This window comes from Marinimicrobium sp. UBA4209 (assembly GCF_002381585.1).
Lineage (GTDB): Bacteria > Pseudomonadota > Gammaproteobacteria > Pseudomonadales > Cellvibrionaceae > Marinimicrobium > Marinimicrobium koreense.
Map to the genome: position 1 here is coordinate 7,537 of NZ_DFTP01000034.1, position 25,290 is coordinate 32,826.

The 25,290-nt window shown below is 58.5% G+C and carries 20 protein-coding genes and 1 pseudogene; 6 read left to right on the plus strand and 15 right to left on the minus strand.

The window, feature by feature from the left end; translation table 11 throughout:
* The coding region (gene rsmG / locus B3187_RS05005; protein WP_286804893.1) for a 16S rRNA (guanine(527)-N(7))-methyltransferase RsmG at window positions 1-583 on the minus strand (583 nt) is incomplete at its 3' end.
* Complete coding sequence (mnmG, locus tag B3187_RS05010) at window positions 580-2,475, minus strand: tRNA uridine-5-carboxymethylaminomethyl(34) synthesis enzyme MnmG (RefSeq protein ID WP_286804895.1); 1,896 nt, start codon at window positions 2,473-2,475, stop codon at window positions 580-582. The genes mnmG and rsmG, both read right to left, overlap by 4 nt.
* 673 nt (window positions 2,476-3,148) lie before the next feature.
* Between mnmG and B3187_RS05015 the strand changes: the two genes are divergently transcribed.
* On the plus strand, window positions 3,149-3,709 hold the full coding sequence (locus tag B3187_RS05015; RefSeq protein WP_286804896.1) for a DUF924 family protein: 561 nt from the start codon (window positions 3,149-3,151) through the stop codon (window positions 3,707-3,709).
* Window positions 3,710-3,917: 208 nt separating this feature from the next.
* Complete coding sequence (locus tag B3187_RS17535; RefSeq protein WP_353743489.1) at window positions 3,918-4,154, plus strand: type II toxin-antitoxin system RelE/ParE family toxin; 237 nt, start codon at window positions 3,918-3,920, stop codon at window positions 4,152-4,154.
* A gap of 22 nt (window positions 4,155-4,176) precedes the next feature.
* On the opposite strand, the gene B3187_RS05020 is transcribed toward B3187_RS17535, so the two are convergent.
* From B3187_RS05020 to rpmH, 13 genes and pseudogenes are all read right to left on the minus strand, one after another.
* Complete coding sequence (locus tag B3187_RS05020) at window positions 4,177-4,647, minus strand: phosphate-starvation-inducible PsiE family protein (protein ID WP_286804897.1); 471 nt, start codon at window positions 4,645-4,647, stop codon at window positions 4,177-4,179.
* Between the two features lie 185 nt (window positions 4,648-4,832).
* On the minus strand, window positions 4,833-7,436 hold the full coding sequence (locus B3187_RS05025) for an EAL domain-containing protein (RefSeq protein ID WP_286804899.1): 2,604 nt from the start codon (window positions 7,434-7,436) through the stop codon (window positions 4,833-4,835).
* Window positions 7,433-9,307, minus strand: a complete 1,875-nt coding sequence (gene ftsH / locus B3187_RS05030; RefSeq protein WP_286804901.1) for an ATP-dependent zinc metalloprotease FtsH — start codon at window positions 9,305-9,307, stop codon at window positions 7,433-7,435. Before ftsH ends, B3187_RS05025 begins: the two co-directional genes overlap by 4 nt.
* 27 nt (window positions 9,308-9,334) lie before the next feature.
* Entirely contained in the window at window positions 9,335-10,765 is a 1,431-nt protein-coding gene (locus tag B3187_RS05035) for a phospholipase D-like domain-containing protein (RefSeq protein ID WP_286804903.1), read from the minus strand.
* A 16-nt stretch (window positions 10,766-10,781) separates the two neighbouring features.
* Window positions 10,782-13,631, minus strand: coding sequence for a heat shock survival AAA family ATPase ClpK (gene clpK, locus B3187_RS05040; RefSeq protein WP_286804905.1), 2,850 nt, complete (start codon window positions 13,629-13,631; stop codon window positions 10,782-10,784).
* Between the two features lie 97 nt (window positions 13,632-13,728).
* Window positions 13,729-14,298: an Hsp20/alpha crystallin family protein gene (locus B3187_RS05045; protein WP_286804906.1), complete on the minus strand. Its 570-nt coding sequence runs from the start codon at window positions 14,296-14,298 to the stop codon at window positions 13,729-13,731.
* Window positions 14,299-14,330: 32 nt separating this feature from the next.
* Window positions 14,331-14,591 carry a helix-turn-helix domain-containing protein gene (locus tag B3187_RS05050; RefSeq protein WP_286804913.1) on the minus strand — a complete coding sequence of 87 codons (261 nt, stop codon included), beginning with the start codon at window positions 14,589-14,591 and terminating at the stop codon, window positions 14,331-14,333.
* A gap of 211 nt (window positions 14,592-14,802) precedes the next feature.
* Window positions 14,803-15,526 (minus strand): annotated as a pseudogene (locus B3187_RS05055) (phage integrase SAM-like domain-containing protein); the annotation flags it as partial.
* Window positions 15,527-15,687: 161 nt separating this feature from the next.
* On the minus strand, window positions 15,688-17,052 hold the full coding sequence (mnmE, locus tag B3187_RS05060; protein ID WP_414673676.1) for a tRNA uridine-5-carboxymethylaminomethyl(34) synthesis GTPase MnmE: 1,365 nt from the start codon (window positions 17,050-17,052) through the stop codon (window positions 15,688-15,690).
* A gap of 11 nt (window positions 17,053-17,063) precedes the next feature.
* On the minus strand, window positions 17,064-18,743 hold the full coding sequence (gene yidC, locus B3187_RS05065; RefSeq protein ID WP_286804907.1) for a membrane protein insertase YidC: 1,680 nt from the start codon (window positions 18,741-18,743) through the stop codon (window positions 17,064-17,066).
* A gap of 2 nt (window positions 18,744-18,745) precedes the next feature.
* A complete protein-coding gene (yidD, locus tag B3187_RS05070; protein WP_081666103.1) occupies window positions 18,746-18,994 on the minus strand; it encodes a membrane protein insertion efficiency factor YidD in 249 nt (82 codons plus the stop codon).
* Window positions 18,995-18,998: 4 nt separating this feature from the next.
* Entirely contained in the window at window positions 18,999-19,382 is a 384-nt protein-coding gene (rnpA, locus tag B3187_RS05075; RefSeq protein ID WP_286804908.1) for a ribonuclease P protein component, read from the minus strand.
* Between the two features lie 45 nt (window positions 19,383-19,427).
* The gene (gene rpmH / locus B3187_RS05080) at window positions 19,428-19,562 is read right to left on the minus strand and encodes a 50S ribosomal protein L34 (RefSeq protein ID WP_024461782.1); all 135 of its coding nucleotides are present in this window, start codon (window positions 19,560-19,562) and stop codon (window positions 19,428-19,430) included.
* Window positions 19,563-19,937: 375 nt separating this feature from the next.
* Here rpmH and dnaA point away from each other — a divergent pair, with 375 nt between their 5' ends.
* The 4 genes from dnaA to B3187_RS05100 form a co-directional block, all read left to right on the plus strand.
* Window positions 19,938-21,479 (plus strand): chromosomal replication initiator protein DnaA, encoded by a 1,542-nt coding sequence (gene dnaA / locus B3187_RS05085; protein ID WP_286804910.1) that lies wholly within the window; start codon window positions 19,938-19,940, stop codon window positions 21,477-21,479.
* 61 nt (window positions 21,480-21,540) lie between these two features.
* Window positions 21,541-22,644 carry a DNA polymerase III subunit beta gene (dnaN, locus tag B3187_RS05090; protein WP_024461784.1) on the plus strand — a complete coding sequence of 368 codons (1,104 nt, stop codon included), beginning with the start codon at window positions 21,541-21,543 and terminating at the stop codon, window positions 22,642-22,644.
* A gap of 22 nt (window positions 22,645-22,666) precedes the next feature.
* On the plus strand, window positions 22,667-23,776 hold the full coding sequence (recF, locus tag B3187_RS05095; RefSeq protein WP_286804911.1) for a DNA replication/repair protein RecF: 1,110 nt from the start codon (window positions 22,667-22,669) through the stop codon (window positions 23,774-23,776).
* A gap of 15 nt (window positions 23,777-23,791) precedes the next feature.
* Window positions 23,792-25,290, plus strand: a 1,499-nt coding sequence (locus B3187_RS05100) for a DNA gyrase subunit B (protein WP_286804917.1), incomplete at its 3' end; no start/stop codon positions are given.

The window sequence follows — 25,290 nt, forward strand, 5'->3', positions numbered from 1 at the left end:
ACGGGTGGCTCTGAACCAGCTCAACCCGACCTTCCACTTCCGCCAATTCAGCCTCTGGATACACCCCTTTCATGGCCATAAACAGGCCTCCTGACGAAAGTAAGTGCTCACACCCGGATACCATGTCTGACAGGCTGGCAAAGGCGCGGCTGATCACGATGTCGAACGGTTGGTCGGGCCGGAACTGTTCGACGCGGCGGTTTTCCACCGTGACGTTGTTCAGTTTGAGCAGGGTTTTGATGTGGAAGAGAAAACGGGTTTTCTTGCCGTTGCTGTCGAGCAGGGTGATCTGGCAATCGGGTAGGGCGATGGCCAGGGGGATGCCGGGCAGGCCGCCTCCGGTACCCACGTCGATCAGCCGCCGGGGGGTTCTGGCCTGCACATGGGCCAGTACGCTCAGGCTGTCGAGCAGGTGCCGGTCGAGCATGGCGTCGATGTCGCGTACCGCGGACAGGTTGTAGGCCCGGTTCCACTTGTGGAACTCCTGCAGGTAAGTCAGCAGTTGCTCCGTCTGGTGTTCGGTAATGGTCAGGCCCAGCTCGGCAATGCCCGCCGTCAGCCGGGCCTTCAGGGGTTCGCTCATGAGGCTTGGGAGGTCTCCCGCTGCAGCAGTCCGCGCTTTTTCAGGTGAATCAGCAGCAGCGACACCGCCGCCGGGGTCACGCCCGGTATGCGCGAGGCCCGAGCCAGGGTTTCCGGTCGGGCGGCACTCAGTTTCTGCTTCACTTCGTTGGACAAGCCCTCGACCTTGTCGAAATCGAATTCGGTCGGAATCAGGGTCTGCTCGTGGGCGCGCAGGCGATTGATTTCGTCCTGTTGGCGATCGATGTAGCCCGAATACTTGGCATCTATTTCTACCTGTAGCGCAACGCGCTCATCCGCCACCGGTTCGCCTTTCAGGCCCGCCACGTCGGGGTAGTTCAGCTGCGGGCGCTTGAGCAGTTCAAACAGGCTGTATTCCCGGTTGAGCGGGGCGTCAATTTTGCTTTCCAGTGCCTTGGCGGCGTCGGAACCGGCCTGAACCCAGGTGGTTTTCAGGCGCTCCTGCTCGAGGGCAATGCCATCGCGCTGGCGGCAGAATTGCGCCCAGTGGTCGTCGTCAATCAGGCCCATGGCCCGGGCCTGTTCGGTCAGGCGCAGGTCGGCGTTGTCTTCGCGCAGCAGCAGACGATATTCCGCCCGGCTGGTGAACATCCGGTAGGGCTCCTGGGTGCCCATGGTGATCAGGTCGTCCACCAGCACGCCGATGTAGGCTTCATCGCGGCGTGGGCACCAGGCGTCGAGATCCCGGGCGCGGCGGGCGGCGTTGATGCCCGCGAGCAGCCCCTGGGCGCCGGCTTCCTCGTAGCCGGTGGTGCCGTTGATCTGCCCGGCAAAGTACAGGCCTGAAATGGCCTTGGTTTCCAGGCTGTAATTCAGGTCCTGGGGATTGAAGTAATCGTATTCAATCGCATAGCCCGGGCGGGTGATGTGGGCGTTTTCAAAGCCTTTGATCGAACGCACCAGTTCCAGTTGCACATCGAACGGCAGACTGGTGGAAATGCCATTGGGGTAGAGCTCCCGGGTGTTCAGACCCTCGGGCTCGATAAAGACCTGGTGCGAGGATTTGTCCGCAAACCGATGGATTTTGTCTTCGATCGACGGGCAGTAGCGCGGGCCAATCCCCTCGATCACTCCGGAATACATGGGGGAGCGGTCCAGCCCGCCACGGATGATGTCGTGGGTGCGCTCGTTGGTATGGGTGATCCAGCAGCACACCTGCTGTGGGTGCCAGTCCCGTGAGCCCCGGGCGGACATGACCGGTCTGGGCTCGTCGCCCCATTGCTCCTGAAGCTCACTGAAATCCACACTTTTGGCATCGATTCGCGGCGGGGTGCCGGTTTTCAGGCGATCAACGCGCAGAGGCAGCTCCCGCAAGCGGGCCGCCAGAGTCTGTGCCGGCGGATCACCCGCGCGGCCACCGGCATGGTTTTCCAGACCAATGTGAATCTTGCCGCCAAGGAAGGTCCCGGTCGTCAACACCACGGTAGGCGCCAGAAATTTCAATCCCATCTGGGTGACGACGCCCTCGACGGTGTCACCGTTGACGATCAGATCATCCGCCGCCTGCTGAAAAATACTCAGATTCGGCTGGTTTTCGAGCTGGTTTCGGATGGCGCTTTTGTACAGCGCCCGATCCGCCTGGGCACGGGTCGCGCGCACCGCAGGCCCTTTGCGTGAGTTCAACACCCGGAACTGGATACCGGCACGGTCGGTCGCCATGGCCATGGCGCCACCGAGGGCGTCGATTTCTTTCACCAGATGGCTTTTGCCGATCCCACCAATGGCCGGGTTGCAGGACATTTGCCCCAGGGTATCGACGTTATGGGTGAGCAGGAGGGTTTTACAGCCCATGCGAGCGGCCGCCAGACAGGCTTCGGTGCCGGCGTGACCGCCGCCGATGACGATAACGTCAAAGCGCTCGGGGTAAATCATAACTGGAGGCCTCCGGGGCCGTACCGGTGAAAAAGGGCGAGCATTATAGGGCCTGAATCGGATTTGTACAAAAGTTGTTCAGTTTCTAAACAAAGTCAAATTAATCAGTTATACAAATAAGTATTAAGTAAATAAGTTAATAGATAAGTTAGTTAAGTATTTAATGCTGTTACTACTAATGGTGAGCCAAAATTCTGTGTATAAGTCTGAAAACCGATTTTCAGACAATGACTTACCGAGATAGTAACCCACGGGACAAAGCCCGGGTAAGGGGCTGACAAGCTGACCGCAAGCTGGTGACGAAAAGCCGAGTTATACAGAAAACCGGCAAAGCTCGAGTTATCCCCAATTTCATCGCCAGCTTTTACCCCCAGACGTTCACAGGGTTATCCCCAGATACAGAATGAACTCACGGAAAATCAATCGGTTATGGGGGAAACCTGTGAGTAAGTGTGGATAACCGTTGTAAGTTTACCGTTTGAAGTCGTTTTTACCTGTGGGTAACTATTGTCCACAAGTGTGAATAACTTACGGAGTGGTCGAAAAGGCCGTCTGGGATTGATTACCGTCGAAGGCTGCTATTAAATAAATTGAACGGAGCAATAGCTCAGTCGGTAGAGCAACTGATTCGTAATAGGTCGGAACCGTCTTTGCCCAAGTCCCTGGATAGCCCATGTCCCTGCCCAAAAAGCCACAGAATGCCCGAACGGTATTTCAGTTCTGGTTCGAAGAGCTGATGCCCAGTCAGTGGTTCAAGAAGGATTCCGCGCTGGATGAGGCGATAGACGCCCGGTTTGGACACCTGTTGGAGCAGGCCAAGCGTGGCGAGTTATGGGCTTGGCGAGACACGCCAGAAGGTCGGTTGGCAGAGGTCATCGTGCTCGATCAGTTCTCCCGCAATATCTACCGGGATCGACCGGAGGCGTTCGCTCAGGACGCCCTGGCGCTGGTGTTAGCCCAGGAGGCGGTGCGGCAGGGGGCAGACCACGCGCTGGAGCCACAGGCCAGGGCTTTCTTATATATGCCTTATATGCACAGTGAATCGGCGGTGATTCATCAGCAGGCGCTGACGCTGTTCGATCAGCCGGGATTGGAGAACAGCCTCACGTTCGAAATTCGCCACTGGGAAATCATTGAGCGGTTCGGACGTTATCCTCATCGCAATGAAATACTCGGGAGAGAGAGTACGGAGGAAGAATTGAGGTTTCTACAGGAACCGGGGTCGTCTTTCTGACCGGGTTATTTACCGGTGCAGAATCTAACACACCATTTAAAAACAATAACTTATATACATTTTGGAGCACCTACTGAGTGCAAAAAACTGCGAAAAAGTGCAAATATTTGTCATTTTTTTTCAGAGCCGGCTCCTGATCACCCAATTCCAAACCGGGATAAGTGGGAAACTGGGAACCCTGTATCTGCTTCAATTGTAATATCCGAGCATTGAGGCTGGCTGGTGTTCAATCCGGGTAAACAAACAGTATCGCTTGATTTTTCGCAGGGAAGATGGCACCGCCGAAGATACATATCTAGTGGTCCATGCGGTTAATTCCGTAACTTTCAGAGCTTCTGTGCTGCGCTCGCTTGAATTGGCTACGGCCAGTCCTGCGCTCGCGCGCCTTGCCCACAACGCTTGTGTGACGGCTGAAAGTTACAGAATTAACCGCATGGACCACTAGACTATAAAGAGCCATGGTTCAATCACTCGGTCTTCCGGTCGTCGCGTTCACGCATGAGCCAATAGGTCAGCCCCAACGCCAGTACCGTCCCCGCCAGCACAGCCACTTTGGCAGGATCAACGTCGGGTTCTAGGATGATGAACTTGCGGGCCAGTGCCAGAATCGCGATCAGAATGACGGTCTTGACCTGGATGATGCTTTCCTTGCGCAAAGCCACTTTGACGATCGAATGCTTGAATTCCATCGCGATCAGCAGCGTCATGGTGGCACCGAACACCAGCTGGAAAACCTTATGATCCAGTGGATTCAGCGCATCCATGACGAGCATCGTGAAGACGAGCCGAATCAACTGAATCAGCGAGATCACAATTACCACCGCGATAAGGCCCGAAAGCGTCATGGCAACGACCTGCTCGAAGCGCTCGTAAACCGTCATCAACCGCCACTGGGAGCGCATCTCGTCAAGGGCCTTGTGGTCAGATTCTTTATTCATAAGCGCTGTGCTCTCTCTTTCAATGAAACGTTAATGGAACGGGGTGTCCGATAAGACGACTCGATTACACCTGCATCACCGGGGCAATTGCGAAGCCACCCAGCGCATAATGCCCTGCGCGCCCGTGGCGCCGCCGATGGGTGGATCAGCCTCTTGCACGTCAACCCTTCGTCCCATGCACGGCATCAATCCGGCTTCTGGTCCGGCGGCAGCAATCCCAGCAGATCTGCCTGCAAATGTTGCAACTTGTCGATGCCAGCCCTCAATGCCTCGACACGGCCGGCTTTTTTCATTTCACTCAGGGTGTGCGCTAACTGCTGGATGCTCTGATGCAGGACATCGACCTGATCATCAGGATCCTTGCCGAAGAACGTAGGGCGGCCACTTTGATCCCGCCAGTATTGGAGTGCTTCGGGTTGAGGCGGCACTTGGGTCTTACCTGACAGGTAGTCGATCATCTGGGAAATCCAGACCCGGTGGTCGACGTATGTGAACGGCACGGGCAGCGCGGAGCGACTGTCAGGTTTGAATCCCTTCCAGGATAAGGGTACCTGCCAGGTGTCTAGCCATTGCTCGAATCCATGCGCCGGCATCGGATGCCCGATGGCATAACCCTGGCCCCACTCGCATCCCATACGCAGCAGCATTTCACCATGCTGAATGGATTCGACTCCCTCCGCGATGCAGTTCCTGCCAAACGACCTTGCCAGTGCCAGTAGCGCATCCAGGATGGCGATATCGTCCGGATCCTCGAGCATGTCGCGTATAAAACCTTGGTCGATCTTGAGCAGGTGCGCGGGCAGGCGCTTCAGATAGGCCAGCGATGAATAGCCGCTGCCGAAATCGTCGAGGGCAAAACGCAACCCCATCCTCTCGCACTGCGCCATCAACTGAGACACTTGAACGAAGTCCTCCACGGCGCTGGTTTCGAGGATTTCCAGCTCAAGGTTTTGCGGCTGGGCGCCGGGATGTCGTGACAACATACCACGTAGATGCATGATGAAGTCCGGTTGCAGCAAGTGCCGCGCACCGATATTCACGCTGATCGGGACATGAAGGCCGGCCTTGCGCCAAACTTCGGTCTGGGTCAACGCAGCCTCGATGGTCCATTCCCCCACGTCAATCCCGAGCGGATGGTTCTCAATGATGGGTATGAAGGAGGCAGGAGATAACAAGCCACGCGTCGGATGTTGCCAGCGGATCAAGGCCTCGGCGCCCAGCACCTCACCGGTGCGCATGTTGACCTTAGGTTGGAAATAAAGCAGAAACTGCCCATTGGCAAGTGCATTCTCTATGCTGTCAAATTCTTCGTGACGGGTGCGCAGCGTACGATCCTTCTCCGTATCGAAAACGTGATATCGATTCTTGCCAGCTTGCTTGGCACGATACATAGCCTGATCTGCCTGCCGCAGCAGTTGGTCGGCGTCGATATCTTCGCCTTGCGGGTAGTAGCTCACACCGATACTCGCGCTCACCTCGCACAGTGCGTCACCAATCGGTACGGGCTGTGCAGCCACCTCGATCAGGCGATCGAGAATCGGTACGCTGACGGAAATATCCGGCAGGTCGAGCAGAACAGCGACAAACTCATCACCACCAAGACGGGCCAAGGTATCGTCTTCGCGCAACACCTGCGCCATACGCCTGGACAGGACGGACAGCAATTTGTCGCCGACTGCGTGGCCGTGCTGGTCGTTGACCTTCTTGAATCCATCCAGATCGATAAAGACAACCGCCAGGTGCATGCCACGCCGACGTGTCTGACGAATGGCCTGCTTAAGGCGGTCTCCAAGCAATAGTCGATTGGGCAAGCCGGTGAGCAGGTCGTAATGAGCAACGCGTTCAAGCTGTTGCTGGTTCTCCTTCAGCGCTGTGATGTCGGAAAACATGGCTGCGTAATGCTCGATATGGCCCCGCATATCCGGGACTGCACTGATCGTCAGCAGCGCGGCAAACTGACTGCCGTTCTTGCGTCGGCACCAGAGCTCTCCGTGCCAGTAGTCGTGCTCACGCAGAGCCTGCCAAACGGTCTGATAGAACTCATCGTCATAGCGATCGGACTCGAGCAGACGAGGTGTCTGGCCCACTACTTCCTCCCGCGCATAACCAGTGATCACGGTAAACGCCCGATTGACGTTGACAATGTGGCCTTGAGCGTCCGTAACGAGGATGCCCTCTCCTGCGTGCTCAAAAACTGTTGCCGCAAGGCGAAGCTCTTCCGCGGATCTTCTGCGTGAGGTGACATCATGGATATAGCCGTGCCAGAGGATGCTCCCATCAGGCATGGCTTCAGGCGACGCCTCGCCTTCGACCCAGATCACCCGACCGTCTGGAAACTGCACCCGGTACTCGTCATGCCAAAGCGCGAGTGACTGCCCCGACGCCTGTATGGTTTCATGCACACGGTCGCGGTCTTCAGGATGGAGCGCCGCGAACACAGGAGTGGCATCTTCAACAACATCCTCCGGTGCAACCCCGTATATTTCCTGTATCCTCGCGCTGGCATAAGGGAAGTGCGAGCTGCCGTCCGGACGAAGACGGTATTGGTAAAGCATACCGGGAACGTGGCTGGCCAACTCTTCTCGCTGTAGGCGCATAGCGTTCAGCGCCTGCTCGACCCTCTTGAGATCGGTGATGTCCTCTACCGTCGCTGTGGTCAGCTCGATGGTTTCTCCGGTGAACAGCGGGTGCTGGCACCGCCCGCAATTGGGCTTCTCTGCCAACTTGTTGGCTGGCACGCGATTGATGGATTGGCAGTGTGGGCAGACGATATGAACGCCGTCACTCATGAGGTGGGTCCTTGGGACACAGAGGAAGTCATGGCTCCGGCAGTTGGGCCTGGGGATTCGAGATGTAGCCCTTGCGTCAGTTCCCGGATGCTGTATTCATCCAGCGTTTCCCGTGCGAGCAGTTCGCGCGCGCACCGCTCCAGCACTTCTCGGTTAATTTCGAGAATTCGGTATGCACGTTCAAACACACCCATCACGATGTCACGGATGGCTTGGTCGATGCGTGTCTGAGTCGATTCGGCTACCCGGCAGCCACCCTGTACCAGTTCAGGCGCATCAAGAAAACGCGGCCTCTGTGCCTCAAAAGCAACGTACCCCAAGCCCTCATCCATGCCGAAGCGCGTAATCATGTCGCGGGCGATGTCGGTGGCCCGCGCGAGATCGTCTGAAGCCCCTGTGGACAGCTCGCCAAACACGAGCTTCTCAGCCGCGCGCCCTCCCAGGAGCACGGCGATCTTGTGCTCCAGGTCAGCACGTGTTATCAGAAATCGGTCTTCGGTGGGCCGCTGCAGGGTGTAGCCGAGTGCACCGATGCCACGCGGCACGATTGAAATCTTGTGTACCGGATCGGTGCCGGGCAGCGCCAGCGCCACCAGCGCATGTCCCATCTCGTGATAGGCCACGGTTTCCCGCTCCTTCGGATTGAGCACACGGTTCTTCCTTTCCAGGCCGGCCACGATGCGCTCGATGGCGGCGGTGAAGTCTTGCAGTTCCACAGCTTGCGCCTTGCGCCGCGTCGCGTTCAGCGCTGCTTCGTTCACGAGATTGGCCAGATCAGCGCCGGAAAAGCCGGTGGTCAGCGCCGCCACCTGTTCCAGACCTACACCTTGGGCCAGGGTGATCTTCTTGACATGGACCTTCAGGATATCCAGGCGACCTGTCTTGTCGGGACGGTCCACCAGCACCTGCCGGTCGAAGCGACCGGCGCGAAGCAAGGCCTGATCGAGGATTTCGGGCCGGTTGGTGGCTGCAAGGATGATCAGCCCGACCGAGCTGTCGAAGCCATCCATTTCGGTGAGCAACTGGTTCAGCGTCTGCTCACGCTCGTCGTGTCCGCCGATGGGGCCTCCGGCACCGCGTGCGCGACCCAAAGCATCCAGCTCATCAATGAAGATGATCGCCGGCGCCTGCGCACGCGCCTGTTCGAACAGGTCGCGCACGCGCGCCGCACCCACGCCGACGAACATCTCGACGAACTCCGAGCCTGAGATGGAGAAGAACGGCACCCCGGCCTCACCCGCCACGGCCTTGGCCAGCAGGGTCTTGCCCGTGCCGGGCGGGCCCACCAGCAACACGCCCTTGGGGATGCGCGCTCCGAGCCGTCCATACTCCTGCGGATTCTTGAGGAAATCGCCGATCTCAACCAACTCCGCCTTGGCTTCATCGACGCCAGCGACATCGGCAAAGGTCACGCCAGTGTTCTTCTCCATGAATACCTTGGCACGGCTCTTGCCGATGCTCAGGAAGCCACCCATGCCCTGCTTCGCGGCGAAGCGGCGGAACAGGAAGAACCAGACGCCGAAGAAGGCCACCGCCGGCAGAATCCAGGAGAGCACATCACGCAGCCAGGTGCTTTCCACCACCCGCGTATAGGGCACCTCGTACTTGGACAGCCGCTCGGCCAGGTCGGGTTCGACACGGGTGGCCACGATGGTGGTCTTGCCCCGGCTGTCCGGCGATTTCAGGCGCCCGGTCACCGTGCGGTCCGACACCAGCACTTCGGCGACGCGCCCCTCGGCCAGCGCCTTCTCGAATTCGCTGTAGGGCACGGGCTCGACGGTCTTGGCCGCCTGCCATTGGTTCTGCAGCATCAGCAGCAACAGACCCGCGACGATCCAGTAGCCAATGTTCCATTGATCTTTCTTTTCCATGGGCAGGGTACCTCGCAAGTCGTGTCGCTAGAGAATAGGGGTGAACAGACGGGCCACCCCGTCGCGCAAGCGGATGGCCAGCGGGTGGGCGCGCAACGCCTTCGCCGATATCTCGCCCGAGGCATCACGAGCGGCATCAAAAAGGGATGACAGCCGCGTAGACAACGCGGTGTCGTACACCTCCACATTGAACTCGAAGTTGAGGCGCAAACTGCGCGCATCCCAATTGGCCGAACCCAGGCAGCACCACGCTGCGTCTACCACCATCAGCTTGCTGTGGTCGAACGGGCCAGGCCGTTCGAAGATGCGCACACCATGCTCCAGCACCTGCCAGTAGTGGGCGCGCGCGGCCCATTGCACCGTGGGATGGTCGCCGTTTGCGGGCGTTAGCACGTCGATACGCACGCCGCGCAACGCGGCCGTGCTTAGCGCCGCGATCATCGGCTGATCGGGGACGAAGTAAGGTGTCCAGATGCGCACCGAATGCTTCGCCGCGCTCAAAGCGCCCATGAAGGTCCAGCGCATCCTGTCCAGGGCCTCATCGGGACCGGCCTCTATGCCGCGCGCCCAAGAGGTTCCTTGCTCATCAGCCGTTGCGGGCGGTTCGCCCCAGAAACCCTTGCTGAGCCGCTCGCCCGTGGTATCGCACCAATCATCAGTGAAGTTCCGCATCAGATGCTCTACCACCAGCCCGCGCAGACGAAAGTGCAAATCGTGACAGGCCTGGCCCGGTGCATCGGGCCGCCAATACGGGCTGGAGATATTCATGCCGCCGGTGAAACCCGTCTCGCCATCGATCACCAGCAGCTTGCGGTGATTGCGCAGATGCGCGGCATGCAGGCGCGCGGGAATCAATGTCGGGTTGAACGTCGCCACCGGAACGCCGGCGCGCTGCAAGGCACGGTAGGCGCTGCCGGGCGTCCAGCGGGCATAGACATCGTCGATCAGCACCCGCACTTGCACGCCGCGCTCATGAGCCCGGCGCAGCGCATCGACGAACTGCGCCCCGATGCCTTGGCCGTCGAAGATGTACGAAGCCAGCGCGACGCTGTGCCGCGCCGATTCGATGGCAGCGAGCATGGCCGGGTAGGCCTGCTCGCCATCGACAAGCGGCTCAATACGGTTGCCGCCGGTCAGCGACTGGCCGGTGGCGCGTCCCACCAGGTGGGCCAGACCGGCAAGTGGCGGCGATACAGCGTCGGGTATCGTGGGCGAGAGGTCCTGTCGAACAGCAGGATCTGCCCCCGGGAAGAGCCGCCGCGCCCGCCGCTGGTAACGGTTGATGCCGAATAGCCCATACAGCAGCGAACCGCCCAGCGGCAACAAGGCGATCAGCAGTACCCACAGCGTGGCCGATCGAGGGTCACGCTTGTAGATGACCGCGTGCCCCGCTGTGGGGATAGCGACCGCCAGCGACACGAGGGTGGCTGCCCATGTCAGCCCGCTGGGGTCGGACACGACAGCCTCCCATCGCTCAAGATTCGCCGCCCGCCGGCTTCTTCTTGCGCGCAGGCTTGCTCGCGTCGCCAGGCGGTGCCTCGGCCACGTTCGCGGCATCGGGCTTTTCAGGCTCGGCCGGCTGCGCGGGTGGCTCCTGGCGCTCGAAGACCACCCGTTCGGCCTTGTCATCCCAGCGGGCGCTGGCGTGATCACCTTTGCCGATGCCACCACCGAGCATCTCGCGTGCCAGCGCGGTTTCCAGCTCGCTGCGGATCAGCCGCTTGAGCTCGCGCGCGCCGAACTCGGGTTTGTAGCCTTCCTCCGCGAAGTGGTCGATCAAGGTCTGGTCGAAGGTCAACGTCACGCCCTGGCTGGCGGCGTTGCGCGCCACGCGATCGAGCTGCAGGCCGACGATATGGCGGATCTCCTCCTTGCCCAGCGCATGGAAGACGATGATCTCGTCGATGCGGTTGATGAACTCGGGGCGGAAGTGTCCGCGCAGCACGTCCATCACCTCGGACTTGGTCTTCTCGTATTCCTCGCCGCCGGCGCCACCAGCCTTCAGCCGACGCTGGATGATGTCCGAGCCCAAGTTCGAGGTGGCGATGATGATGGTATTGGTGAAATCCACCACCCGGCCCTTGCCGTCGGTGAGCCGCCCATCGTCGAATACCTGCAGCAGGATGTTGTAGACGTCGTGGTGCGCTTTTTCGATCTCGTCCAGCAACAACACGCTGTAGGGTTTGCGCCGCACTTTCTCGGTGAGCTGGCCGCCCTCGTCATAGCCCACATAACCCGGAGGCGCGCCCACCAGGCGTGCCACGGCATGGCGTTCCCCGTACTCGGACATGTCGATGCGCAGCAGCGCACCTTCATCGCCATAGATCGACTCGGCCAGCGCCTTGGCGAGCTCGGTCTTGCCCACGCCGGTCGGTCCGAGGAACAGGAAAGTCGCCACCGGCTTGCTGCCTTCGCGCAGGCCCGCCCGCGACAACCGCACGGCATCGGCCACCGCGCGCACCGCTTCGTCCTGGCCCACCAGGCGCTCGTGCAGCCGCTGCTCCAGATGCAGCAGCTTCTCGCGTTCTTCCACCGTCAGCTCGTTGACCGGAATGCCGGTCAGGCGCGAGACGATCTGCGCGACATGCTCGGCCTTGACTTCGGCGCTACCCGAGGCGCGCTCGCGTTCCCATTCCTCGACGAGCTGCTTGAGTTCAGCCTCCTTGGCCTCGATGCGCTTACCCAGCTCGGCGGCCTTGTCGTACTGCTTGCGCGAGGCCATATAGTCCTGCTCACGCCGCAGCTGGTGCAGTTCGGACTCCAGCTCTTGCACCGTCACCGGGCGGGCCGTGGCCGACAGCTTCACGCGTGCGGCCGCCTGGTCGAGCAGGTCGATGGCCTTGTCAGGCAAAAAGCGCGCGGTGATGTAGCGGTCCGACAACTCGGCGGCGGCGATGATCGCATCCTCGGTGATGCTGACCTTGTGGTGCGCCTCGAAGGTGTCGCGCAGGCCGCGCAGGATCATCATGGTCTGCGCTACCGTCGGCTCGGGCGCCATCACCGGCTGGAAGCGACGCTCCAGCGCGGCGTCCTTCTCGATGTACTTCTGATATTCGTTGAGCGTAGTGGCGCCGATCAGGTTCAGTTCGCCGCGCGCCATCATCGGCTTGAACACGTTGGCCACGTCCAGCCCGCCTTCGCCGCCCCCCTGGCCGGCACCGACGATGGCGTGCACCTCGTCGATGAAGAGAATCAGCTCGCCCTGGTGCTCGGTCACTTCCTTGAGTACCTTCTGCACGCGCTCCTCGAACTCGCCGCGGTACTTGGCGCCTGCCACCATGGCGTTAATGTTGAGTTCGACCAGACGCTTGTCGCGCAGCGTCTCGGGCACTTCGCCGGCGACCATCCGCTGCGCCAGTCCTTCGACAATGGCGGTCTTGCCGACGCCGGGCTCACCGATCAACACCGGGTTGTTTTTCTTGCGCCGGGCCAGCACCTCGATGGTGGTCTCGATCTCCTGCGCACGGCCGATGACCGGATCGAGCTTGCCGTCACGCGCCATTTTGGTGAGGTCACGCGAGTACTTGTCGAGCTCAGGTGTGTTGGTCGGCGCCTCAGCGCGACCGTCCTCGGCCCCCTTACCGACCACCTTGCTCACCTGTTGACGCAGCGCCTGCGGTGTGAGGCCGTAACGGCGCAGCAGGTTGGCGGCCAAGCCTTCGCCTTCCTCGGCCAGCCCGATCAGGAAATGCTCCGGGCCGACATAGGAGTGGCTGAGTTCGTTGGAGGCCACGAAAGCGCGGCTGAGCGCGTCCTTGACGCGGGGCGACACGCCGATTTCGCCCTCGAACGGCTGCTCGCCACGCTTGGCTTCGGATTCGATTTGCCGCTTGAGGTCATCGACCTTGATCTTGAATTGCCCCAGGATGGTCTTCACCACGTCGCTGTCGGCGAGCGCCAACAGCAGGTGTTCGGTATCGACTTCGGGGCGGCCAAATTCGGCGGCATGTTTAGCGGCCTCCTGCAACAAAGCCTCGGACTGTTCGCTGATGCGGCTGGCGAGCCCACTGCCGCGCCGGCGCGTTGTACCCGTAGCAGCCGGGGCGGGTTCGCCGAACGAGGCACCGACCACCTCGTCGGTATCGGCCGCACCCGACGGCGAATCGCCACCGATGCGGAAGAGGTCGCTGCCGAGAAAGTCTTCGAACAGGCCGCTGCGCGAGCCAAACAGAGCCTCCAGCGGCGAGACGGTGCGCTTTTGCTGGCGCACCAATTGGCGATAGTGATCGTCACACAACAGCATGGTGCTGTGGCGACCATTGAGATTGGCTTCCATTCGCATCGTGGCGGGCTGGCCGCAGACTTGGCATTGTTTTCTGGCCATGCTGATGCTCCTTGAGAGGACTGATTTGACGAGACGCCGTAGGTTACGGCGCCTCGCCATTCACTTGGTTTTTCTGTGGAGAACGAGCCGATCGGCGTCAGCCGTTGATCGGGATCGAGCGGCCCTGCTTAGGCGCACTGGCCTCGCTCTTGTCCATCGTGATCGTGAGCACGCCGTTCTTGAAGGCGGCCTTGATCGATTCCTGGTTGGCGTTGTCAGGCAGGTTCAGGACACGCTGGAAACTGCCGTAGGAGCGTTCGACGCGATGGAAGCCACCCTCCTTCTTTTCCTGCTCCTGGCGTTTCTCGCCCCGTACCATCAGCACGTCGTTGTCGAGCGTGATCTGAATGTCTTTTTCCTCGACGCCGGGAACCTCCAAAGAAATCTTGTACTGCTTGTCGGTTTCCTGGATGTCAACTACCGGCTTCAGCATGCCCGGCAAGTCCGACGGCCATCGAGGCATGGCCTGCGCCGGAAAACCGAAGCCTCGAAACGCATCGTCAAAGAGGCGGTCGATCTCGCGATGCAATTGCAGGATGGGACTGACGGGACCGCCTGCCACCGGCAGGTCATTGCGCTGCACGGGCAGCGAGGCAGCGCTCTGTTGTTCTTCCTGCTCCTTTTTGAACCAGTTCCAGGGAGCCAATTTCTTGAAATCAATATCCATGTCACACCTCCAGAAATCAATTGAAGACTCACTCAATCCGTTTGCTCGCGGCGACGGACAGCGCGCCCAGGCAACACGGGATGTTCCGCTGACTTTGGCTGCTTATCTGTGCGTATCACCTCCTTCTTTCTGCCTGCCTGGATCTGATCATTGATCCATCGATCGATTTCAGTTTGACGAAACCGCCACGTCCCGCCGACCTTGAAGGTCGGAATCTCCCCGTGCGCGGCGAGCCGGTAAAGCGTCCGCTTGCCGACTTTCAAGCAGGCAGCCAACTCGTCGAGTGTGAAGATCGCTTACTGGCGCGCTGCCATAACACCCCCCACAAGTTCCGCGCGTCACGCGGCCTCGCTCGAGGAAATTCTTGCAAGACTTAGCAAAAGATTAGGTCTAACATGCCAAAAGTCAAGAGCCAACATCCAGCGACCGCACGATTCACTCAATGACATGACGCCATTTGAGTACCGCAATGCGGCATAAATACTCTACGAGATGACTGTGTTATAAATCCTTGAATACCCTATCACCTGGCTTTCCGCGATTGTCCAGATTCAACAATCTCACCGCTGAATCTGGTAGATCCAGGTATTGAAGTGAGTTTCCGGCATTTACCAGCTTCTTCTGCCGGAAAATGATGCGGTAGTGGCCATCGGCGAATTCCTCTATCTCACCCCAGACCAGCTTGTGGATATCTGACCAGCGAAGGCCAGTAGTGCAGGAAAACAGGAAAGCCCGCCGCAGAACGTCATACCGACATTCGGCTTTGGTTAGAGCCCGGACCTCTTCCAGGGTCAGGTAAGTCCGTTTCGTGTTCTCCAGCTTGATGGACTTGACCTGTTGAACCGGGTTGTCGCGGACAATGCCGTCCCGATAAGCCTGGTTGAGCGCTGCCCGAACCTTGTTGAAGTAACTGCTGGTCGTGTTCTTGGCCAGTTTGGTTCCGGATTTGGTGGTGGCTTCATGCTGAAGGTAGTGCCGGAACCTCTCCAGGACTCGATTTCCAACAGCCGTTTTGCCCGGATGGCCTCAGCCTTCTGATTCACGGTCTTGTTGTGCTCACGCTCCGCCGGAAGGCGGGGTTTGTCGTAGAGGAACAGGTTCAGGGGTCATATGAGCGCTTCTGCGCCCGAGAACCGTCCTGACCCGTCTTAGAACCGTGATAGTAGACCAGTCGCAAGGCACGGTGGCCGTTCTTATCTGGTTCGCGTTTCTGGATAGTGATTTTCATGTTTTGCTCCTTTTGTGCTCCGAAAACTTATACTCGGAGCACAAACGGAGCAAGAGGGGGCAAAACGGATCAAACTGCCTGCAAAGAAATAGAATAAATTTCTTTATAAAACAATGGCTTATTTGTATTTTATTGGATGCTTTTCGATCTTTTTGGCCGTTTCACTTCCCGATGCAGAAGGAGGAAAAGATGCGGCCCAGCAGGTCGTCTGGAGTGAACTGACCGGTGATTTCGCTCAGGCACTCTTGGGCCTGGCGCAGGTCCTCGGCGAGCAGTTCGCCGGCGGCGTGAAGCTGCAGTTGCTCCCAGCCGTTGTCCAGAGCGGTTTGGGCCCTCTCCAGCGCGTCCAGGTGACGGCGGCGGGCGGTAAAGGTGCTTTCACCCGCATCCTCAAAACCCATGACGCTTTTCAGGTGCTGCTTCAGTGCCTCTATGCCAGCTCCGCTGGCGGCGCTGATGGCCAGACAGACCGGATCGTCGTGACGCACGCCTTCCGGCTCGCCGGTAAGGTCGATTTTATTGCGAATCAACGTCAGTTTGCCGGGGTCGGGTAGTTGCTGGACAAACTCCGGCCACAGGGCGGCCGGATCAGTGACCTCAGTGCTCTGACTGTCCACCAGCAGCAGGATCCGGTCGGCTCTATGAATTTCCTGCCAGGCCCGCTCCACCCCAATTTTCTCCACCTCATCCGGCGTGTCCCTCAGGCCGGCGGTGTCGATGATATGCAGGGGCATGCCGTCGATGTGAATATGTTCGCGCAGGACGTCCCGGGTAGTGCCCTCGATGTGGGTGACAATGGCACTGTCGCGCCCCGACAGGGCATTAAGCAGGCTGGATTTACCCGCGTTGGGTTTGCCTGCAATCACCACATTCATTCCGTCGCGCAATAGCGTGCCCTGACGGGCCTGGGCGAACACGGCGTCCAGCCGCTGGCGAATGTCGGCAAGGTCTCCGGCCACTTTGCCATCGCTGAGAAAGTCGATTTCTTCCTCGGGAAAGTCAATGGAGGCCTCCACGTAGATGCGCAGGGCGATCAGGGCTTCCACCAACTCATTGACCTTGTGTGAGAAAGCGCCTTGGAGCGAGTGCAGGGCACTGCGGGCGGCCTGCTCGCTGGAGGCGTCAATCAGGTCCGCAATGGCCTCGGCCTGGGCGAGGTCCAGCTTGTCGTTGAGGAAGGCGCGCTCGGAAAACTCCCCGGGACGGGCCAGTCGGGCACCCCGCTCGCAGGCGCTGCGCAACAGCCAGTCGAGAATAACCGGGCCGCCGTGGCCTTGAAGCTCGACAACGTCTTCTCCGGTAAAGGAGTGGGGTCCCGGGAAAAACAGGACAATGCCCTGATCCAGGGCTTCACCTTGGGTATTCAGAAACGGAAGGTAATGTGCGTGACGGGGTTTGAGGGGCTGCGCGGTGATCTGTTCGCCGATCGCCCGGGCTTGGGGGCCCGACAGGCGGATAATACCGACACCACCGCGACCCGTGGCGGTGGCGATGGCGGCGATGGTGTCGGTGGGCGTCAGACTCACGAGTTTGCTTTTTACCCCTCGCGTTCAATCTGACGGGTAATAATGTACTGCTGGGTAATGGACAGGGTGTTGTTGGTTACCCAGTACAGTACCAGACCCGCCGGGAAGAACAGGAACAGGAAGGTGAACACAATGGGCATCAGCTGCATGATCTTTGCCTGAGTCGGGTCCGGCGGTGTCGGGTTCAGCTTGAACTGAATGAACATGGTCAGGCCCATGAGCAAAGGCAGCACATAGTAGGGGTCCTTGACCGACAAATCCTGAATCCACAGGAAGAAGGGCGCGTGGCGCAGCTCGACACTTTCCATCAATACCCAGTACAGCGCCAGGAACACCGGCATCTGAATCAGAATGGGCAGACAACCCCCCAGCGGGTTCACTTTTTCCTTTTTATAGAGCTTCATTAGCTCCTGGGACATTTTTTGGCGGTCATCCCCATAACGCTCTTTCAGCTCGGCCATTTTTGGACTGAGCTTGCGCATCTTCGCCATGGACCTATAGCTGGTGGCGCTTAGCTTGAAGAATGCTGCTTTAATAATAATTGTCAAAGCAATAATTGCTAAACCCCAGTTGTTCAGGAAACCGTGCAACCAGTCCAAAACCGTGAACAGTGGCTTGGCGATCCACCAGAGCCAACCGTAGTCGACGGTCAGGTCCAGGTAGGGGGAAATCTGCTCCAGTTTTTGAGTGTCTTTGGGGCCAGTGTAGAACTCGGCAGAGATCTGTCCCTGACTGCCAGGTGCGACTTCCGTGCTCGGGCTGGTAAAGCCGAGCAGGTACATGTTGCGATTACCCAACTGACGGAGATGGTAGTTGTGGGTCTGGCCGGCATCCGGTACCCAGGCGCTGACAAAATAGTGTTGCACCATGGCTACCCAGCCACCTTCTTTCTGGGTTTTGAAGGTCTGTTCGCTCAGATCCTCAAAGTCCAGTTTCTTGTACTTTTCATCGTCCGTGGTGATGGCGGCGCCCAGGTAGGGGTTGATGGCAAAGAGTCCACCTGGACCGGCGCCGGCGGACGAGTTATCGCGTTTGATCTGGCCGTACAGATTGGCCTGCCAGGGTTCGGCGCTCTGGTTGTCGATCAGGTAATCGAGTTTGACCAGGTATTCACCGCGCTCGAAGGTATAGCGTTTGGTGATGGTCACATCACCCTGTTGATAGGTCAGATCCACCTGAAGTTGATCGTCGCCCTCGGCCAGTTGGTACTGTTGCTGGCTGGACTGAAAGACCGGGCGTTCGCCGTCCTGGGTATCGGTGGCGTTGCGCCCGACCAAGCCGCTCTGGGCCACATAGGTCTGGGCCGCGGTGTTGTTGAGCAGCACATAAGGGTTGTCCGGCTGGTTCAGTTCAGCGTAATGCTGACGCAGGGCCGAATACACCAGGTCACCGCCGCGCGGATCGATGTTGACGATCAGGGTGTCGGTCTCGACACGAATGGGTTGGCGGGCGGTGTTCGATTGACTTGGTACCTCGGCATCGTCGGCCGAATCCCCCGGGGCTGAAGGCAGCTCGCTGGCGGTATCGGTTGCGTCCGGAATGCCGCTGTCGTTGTCATTGGAAGCGGTCTGCTCCGAGCGCGTCTGGCTGGAGGTTTCCGCGAGGTTTTCCTGAAAGTCGTTGTAGCGGATAACCAGAGTGAACACGACGGCGCACATGGCCGTGATTAACAGGGTTTTTTGCCAATCCATCTTTATTTACTGCCATCAGTAGGGTGTGAGTGATTGGGGTGGGCCGGAACAGGATCCTCGCCCCCTGGATGCCAAGGGTGGCATTTTAATAGTCGGCGAACGGTTAGATAACCCCCGCGAAGGAATCCGTGACGTGCGATCGCCTCTTCAGCGTAGTGGGAGCAGCTTGGATAGAAACGGCACTGATTGCCCACCCAGGGACTGAGCAGGTAACGGTAGAGCCAAATCAGTCGAAGTGCCAGCCAACGCATGGGGTCAACCTGTCGATTCGGAGGCGGAAGCCGCCAGTGCTTTGCGGGCAATGCGCAACCACTGTCGGTCCAGTTGATCGATTAGGGTGCGGTTATCCAGACTGTCCATGCCCTTTCGCGCCAATACAATAACATCAATACCGGAAAAGTTCGGTGGTTGGCGACGAAAAGTTTCCCGAATAAGACGTTTCATCCGATTGCGTTCGGTGGCGTTGCGGATGTGTTTTTTGGCGATGATCAACCCGAGGCGAGCAGCGGTGTGCTTATTGGGTCGTGCCAATATCAGGAAATGCTTGTGGGAGGCGCGAAACGGGGCGTCCGCGAAAACCGCTTGAAAGTCGTCAGAGGTAAGCAGCCGATGTGCTTTGGGAAAAGCCTGGGAAGCCACTTAACTCTGACAACTATAAACGGTGCAGCGCAAAGGCGGGCACGCTTATACGGCCAGAGCCTTGCGACCTTTGGCACGACGACGAGCCAGTACAGCGCGACCGTTTTTGGTGGCCATGCGAGCACGGAAACCGTGGGTGCGCTTACGCTTCAGTACGCTGGGCTGAAATGTTCTTTTCATGGAAGTAACCTGCCGTTCGAATTCCTGGTAAACCCGCACCAGGCGGGAAAAGAGGCGCGATTTTATAGAAAATCGGGGCTAAAGGCAACGGATTGATGGGGGTTTCTCGGTTTTTCTGCCTAAATAAAACAGGGTATGCAGTTATTCCCGGTTATGCGGTGCTTGTCAATAGGATAATAACAGGTTATCCACAGTTTGTGGTTAAAAAATGACCGGTTTTTAAGGCTGTATCTGTGGGTAAAGGTAGAACGGTTGCTCAGATAACTTATTGAAAAGACACTGGTAATAACAAAAATTATGCGGAAAAAAAGATTCCCGGACTGTGGATAACTACTTTTATAGAGAGTACACTAGCATCCGTTTTTTTGGATAATAATGCACCGGGGGGAAGCGGTTTTGCCGGAATCTGTTTGGAAACTTTGCGCGTCGAGTCTACAGGACGAGCTGCCTCCCCAGCAGTTCAATACCTGGATACGGCCGCTGCAGATAGATGCCGATGCGGAATCCGGGCAACTCAGGCTGTTGGCGCCCAACCGGTTCGTGTGCGACTGGGTCAACGAGAAGTTTCTGCACCGAATTCGCGAGCTGGTTGAGGATTTTCAATCCGACCAACCCCTCAGTGTTGAGGTGGGTATCGGTTCCCGCCCCGGGGGCGTCGGGACGCGACGCCCGGTCAATCAATCCTCGACCAGGCCGGTGTACCCGCAGGGACAACCCGGTACCGGAGCCTCTTTTGGTGAATCCCTGGGAGCGGAACCGTCGGGTTTTGGTCGAATGGGCGGATCCGCACCCAGTGAAGCGCCGGCGGGGCAGAGGCCCGAGGCCCCACCGGTGGCCGAGCCCGCCCCTCAACCATCGGTCAATAATACGGTTGAGGTGGAAGGGGCGCTCAAGCACAACAACAACCTCAACCGGACGTTCAACTTCACCAGCTTTGTCGAAGGTAAGTCGAACCAATTGGGGTTGGCCGCAGCACGACAGGTGGCCGAGAACCCCGGCGGTTCCTATAACCCCCTCTTTATATATGGTGGTGTCGGCCTGGGTAAGACCCACTTGATGCAGGCAGTGGGTAATGCGTTGGTCGACAAGAATCCCAATGCCAAGGTGATTTACCTGCACTCGGAGCGGTTTGTGGCCGATATGGTCAAGGCGCTGCAGCTCAATGCCATCAATGACTTCAAGCGCTATTATCGTTCTGTCGATGCACTGTTGATTGACGATATCCAGTTTTTTGCCGGCAAAGAACGGTCTCAGGAGGAGTTCTTTCATACCTTCAACTCGCTGCTTGAAGGTGGCCAGCAGATCATTTTGACCTGCGATCGCTATCCGAAGGAAATCAATGGCCTGGAAGAGCGGCTGAAAAGTCGGTTCGGCTGGGGGCTGACGGTGGCAGTGGAGCCTCCGGAGCTGGAAACCCGGGTGGCGATTCTGATGAAGAAGGCCGATCAGAGCCACATCGATTTACCCCACGAAGCGGCGTTTTTTATTGCCCAGCGCATTCGCTCCAATGTGCGTGAGCTGGAAGGCGCTTTGAAGCGGGTAGTGGCGAACGCTCAGTTCACCGGGCGGCCTATTGATGTGGATCTGGTGCGCGAAGCGCTGAAGGATCTGCTCGCCTTGCAGGATAAGCAGGTGGGCATAGATAATATCCAACGGGTGGTGGGTGAGTACTACAAGATCAAGCTGAACGATCTGCTGTCCAAGCGACGCAGCCGCTCTGTGGCTCGCCCGCGCCAGGTGGCCATGGCCCTGGCGAAGGAGCTGACCAACCATAGCCTGCCGGAAATTGGCGAGGCGTTTGGGGGGCGGGACCACACCACCGTTTTGCACGCCTGTCGCAAAATAAAACAGATGCAGGAAGAGGATGCGGATATCCGGGAGGATATGAAGAATCTGCTGCGCTCCCTGACGACTTGATTGTTCACCGTGAATCCCTGATTCAGGAAAACACCTAACAGGAATAACAGGAAGAGACCCAATGAAATTTGTCGTGTCCCGCGAAGCTTTGTTGAAGCCCCTGCAGCTGGTCGGAGGGGTGGTAGAACGCCGCCAAACGCTGCCGGTGTTGTCCAATGTGTTGATGGTGATTGATGGTGAACAGTTGTCTCTGACCGGCACCGACCTGGAAGTGGAAATCGTCGCCCGGGTGCCGCTGGAGGCTCCGGCCGATGCCGGCGAAGTAACGGTTCCCGCGCGCAAATTGGTCGATATCTGCCGCTCTTTGCCGGAAGGTGCCAGCATCGAGTTCGCACAGGATGAGCAGCGGATGGTGGTAAAGAGCGGCCGCAGTCGGTTTACCCTATCAACGCTCCCGGCCAGTGACTTCCCCAATGTGGAAGACGGCCCCAGCGATCTGCAGTTTGCCTGCCCCCAGCGGGAGATCAAGCGGTTGATCGAGCGCACCGCGTTTGCCATGGCACAACAGGATGTCCGCTATTATCTGAATGGCATGCTGTGGGAGGTCAAAGAGGGTCAGTTGCGGGCCGTGGCCACCGATGGTCACCGCATGGCGATGTGCACCCGCCCGGTGCCCGTGAGCGTCGAGGACACCATTCAGGCGATTCTGCCCCGTAAGGGTGTGTTGGAGCTCTCCCGTCTGGTGGATGATATCGACGATACCGTGGATGTTACCTTGAGCGCCAACCATATCCGGGTGGCGACCGGCGATTACACCTTTACCTCCAAGCTGGTGGACGGCAAGTTTCCCGATTACGAGCGCGTGCTGCCTCGCGGTGGCGACAAGGTGGTGTTCGGTCCCCGTTCCGAGCTCAAGCAGGCCTTTGGTCGCACCGCCATTCTCTCCAATGAGAAGTACCGCGGTGTACGCTTGTTGCTCGACGATGGGGTCATGACGATTGTGGCCAATAACCCCGAGCAGGAAGAAGCGGAAGAGCAGGTGGCGGTGGATTACAGCGGCGACTCCCTGGAGATGGGGTTCAACGTGAGCTACCTGCAGGATGTGGCCAATGTCATTTCCGCGGATCACATCAAGATGACCCTGTCCGATGCCAACAGCAGTGCGCTGCTTGAGGAGCCCGAGGATGGAGATTCGCTTTACGTCGTAATGCCGATGCGCCTCTGATAGAGGCGTCTCGGCGCCCTTTATGTCTGTATCCCGCCTGAGTATCCAATCTTTGCGAAATCTGGAGAGTGTGAGCCTGACTCCCTCTCCACGCACCAACCTCATTTACGGTCAAAACGGCTCCGGTAAAACCAGCGTACTGGAGGCGGTTCATACCTTGGCCCTCGGCCGCTCGTTCAGAAGTCACAAGCACAAGCCGCTGATTCAGTGGGGCAGAGAGCAATTCACGGTGTTTGCCGAGATTCAGCACCAGGGAAGCCGAATCCCGGTGGGCTTGCAACGCGCTCTGACCGGAGAGGTCAACTTCAAGGTAAATGGCCGGGCGGTGGGCTCTCTGGCGGAATTGGCCGCGATGCTTCCCCTGCAGGTCATCGACGCCCATACCTTTCTGCTTTTGGAGGGAAGTCCCAAGGTCCGCCGGCAGTTTATGGATTGGCTGGTGTTTCACGTGGAACCTTCGTTCTTTCCCGCCTGGAAGGCCGCACAGCGCTGTCTGAAACAACGCAATAGCCTGTTGCGACGTGATAGAATAGAAACCAGTGAGTTGAGCGTTTGGGACCGTGAGCTGTCCAATCTTACTCAACAGATCCACGAGTGCCGTGAGAAAACCATTGAGCGATTCCGGCCGGTTTTTCTCAGGTTGCTTGAAGAGTTTATTCGCATCCCCGGCGTCAGCCTGTCCTATCAGAGAGGGTGGGATAAAAACCGCTCCTACCAGGAAGTGCTTGCGGATAACTTCGAACGGGACCGCCAAATGGGGTATACCCAATCCGGCAGTCATCGGGCTGATCTTCGAATCAATGTCGAAGGGCAACCAGCCGGGGATATTCTGTCTCGAGGTCAGCAGAAGCTGGTGGTCTGTGCGCTCAAAATCGCACAGGGCTATGTCTACGCCCAGGAAACCGGCGGTCGGTGTATTTACCTCGTCGATGATCTGCCGGCAGAGCTCGACGGGGATCACCGGGCTACGTTGGTGGATTGGCTCGATAAGCTTGAGACTCAAGTATTTATTACCGGTGTTGATAAGCCGTCGCTTCTGGCGGATTGGCAAGACCGGCCAGACGCTATAACCAGAGTGTTCCACGTGGAACAGGGTACTGTCACCGCGGACGTGAATACCGAACAGCAGTGAAATCGGAGCTAGTTTATGTCAGAAGAGAAAAATTACGACTCGTCCAGTATTAAGGTCCTGAAGGGCCTGGACGCGGTCCGCAAACGGCCCGGTATGTACATCGGCGACACGGACGATGGTTCCGGCCTGCACCATATGGTGTTTGAGATCGTGGATAACTCCATTGACGAGGCCCTGGCCGGTCACTGTTCGGAAATTCGCGTTGTCATCCACCCGGATGAGACTGTCTCTGTCTCCGATAACGGACGCGGTATTCCCACCGAAATGCACGAAGAGGGTGTATCGGCGGCCGAGGTCATCATGACCGTCCTCCATGCGGGCGGTAAGTTCGATGACAACACCTATAAAGTGTCTGGCGGCCTGCACGGCGTGGGGGTTTCGGTGGTTAACGCCCTGTCCGAAGAGCTGAAGCTGACCATCCGCCGTGGCGGTAAGGTCCATGAGCAGGTGTATAAGCACGGCGTTCCTCAGTCGCCCCTGGCCATCGTGGGTGAAACCGATAGTTCGGGCACCGAACTGCACTTCAAACCGTCGGCGGAAACCTTTACCAATATCAAGTTTGAGTATGAGCTGCTGGCCAAGCGCCTGCGGGAACTGTCGTTCCTGAACTCCGGTGTTCGAATTGTTCTGAAGGATGAGCGCTCCGGGAAGGAAGAGGTTTACCAGTATGAAGGCGGTCTGAGAGCCTTCGTTGAGCACCTGAACGCCAACAAAACCCCGATCAACAAGACCGTCCACATTGTCTCCGCTGAGCGGGAAGACGGCATTGGGGTGGAAATTGCCCTCCAGTGGAACGACTCCTTCCAGGAAAACCTGTTCTGCTACACCAACAACATTCCCCAGCGCGATGGCGGCACCCACCTGGCGGGCTTCCGCGCGGCACTGACCCGTACCCTGAACGCCTATATTGAACGGGAAGGCCTGTCCGCCAAAGCCAAGGTATCCACTACCGGTGACGATGCCCGGGAAGGCCTGACCGCGATCATTTCCGTGAAGGTCCCGGACCCGAAATTCTCCTCCCAGACCAAAGACAAGCTGGTATCTTCCGAGGTGAAGACCGCCGTTGAGCAGGAAATGAACCAGATCTTCGGTGAGTATCTGCTGGAAAACCCGAACGAAGCCAAGGCGGTCGTGAGCAAGATGATCGATGCCGCCCGCGCCCGTGAGGCGGCCCGTAAGGCCCGGGAAATGACCCGTCGCAAAGGCGCTCTGGACATTGCCGGCCTCCCCGGCAAGCTGGCGGACTGTCAGGAGAAAGACCCGGCATTATCTGAAGTCTACCTGGTGGAGGGTGACTCCGCCGGTGGTTCTGCCAAGCAGGGCAGGGCACGCAAGACCCAGGCGATCCTGCCCCTGAAGGGTAAGATCCTGAACGTTGAGAAGGCCCGGTTCGATAAAATGCTCTCCAGCGCCGAAGTGGGCACGCTCATTACCGCTCTGGGTTGCGGTATCGGCAAGCAGGAGTTCGATCCCGACAAACTGCGTTACCACCGCATCATCATCATGACGGACGC

Excerpts from the sequence above, each read along its gene's own strand:
- mnmG (WP_286804895.1), bottom strand. The coding sequence starts at position 2,475 with ATGATTTACCCCGAGCGCTTTGACGTTATCGTCATCGGCGGCGGTCAC.
- B3187_RS05015 (WP_286804896.1), top strand. The coding sequence starts at position 3,149 with ATGTCCCTGCCCAAAAAGCCACAGAATGCCCGAACGGTATTTCAGTTC.
- B3187_RS05020 (WP_286804897.1), bottom strand. The coding sequence starts at position 4,647 with ATGAATAAAGAATCTGACCACAAGGCCCTTGACGAGATGCGCTCCCAG.
- B3187_RS05025 (WP_286804899.1), bottom strand. The coding sequence starts at position 7,436 with ATGAGTGACGGCGTTCATATCGTCTGCCCACACTGCCAATCCATCAAT.
- ftsH (WP_286804901.1), bottom strand. The coding sequence starts at position 9,307 with ATGGAAAAGAAAGATCAATGGAACATTGGCTACTGGATCGTCGCGGGT.
- clpK (WP_286804905.1), bottom strand. The coding sequence starts at position 13,631 with ATGGCCAGAAAACAATGCCAAGTCTGCGGCCAGCCCGCCACGATGCGA.
- B3187_RS05045 (WP_286804906.1), bottom strand. The coding sequence starts at position 14,298 with ATGGATATTGATTTCAAGAAATTGGCTCCCTGGAACTGGTTCAAAAAG.
- yidC (WP_286804907.1), bottom strand. The coding sequence starts at position 18,743 with ATGGATTGGCAAAAAACCCTGTTAATCACGGCCATGTGCGCCGTCGTG.
- yidD (WP_081666103.1), bottom strand. The coding sequence starts at position 18,994 with ATGCGTTGGCTGGCACTTCGACTGATTTGGCTCTACCGTTACCTGCTC.
- rpmH (WP_024461782.1), bottom strand. The coding sequence starts at position 19,562 with ATGAAAAGAACATTTCAGCCCAGCGTACTGAAGCGTAAGCGCACCCAC.
- dnaA (WP_286804910.1), top strand. The coding sequence starts at position 19,938 with ATGCACCGGGGGGAAGCGGTTTTGCCGGAATCTGTTTGGAAACTTTGC.
- dnaN (WP_024461784.1), top strand. The coding sequence starts at position 21,541 with ATGAAATTTGTCGTGTCCCGCGAAGCTTTGTTGAAGCCCCTGCAGCTG.
- recF (WP_286804911.1), top strand. The coding sequence starts at position 22,667 with ATGTCTGTATCCCGCCTGAGTATCCAATCTTTGCGAAATCTGGAGAGT.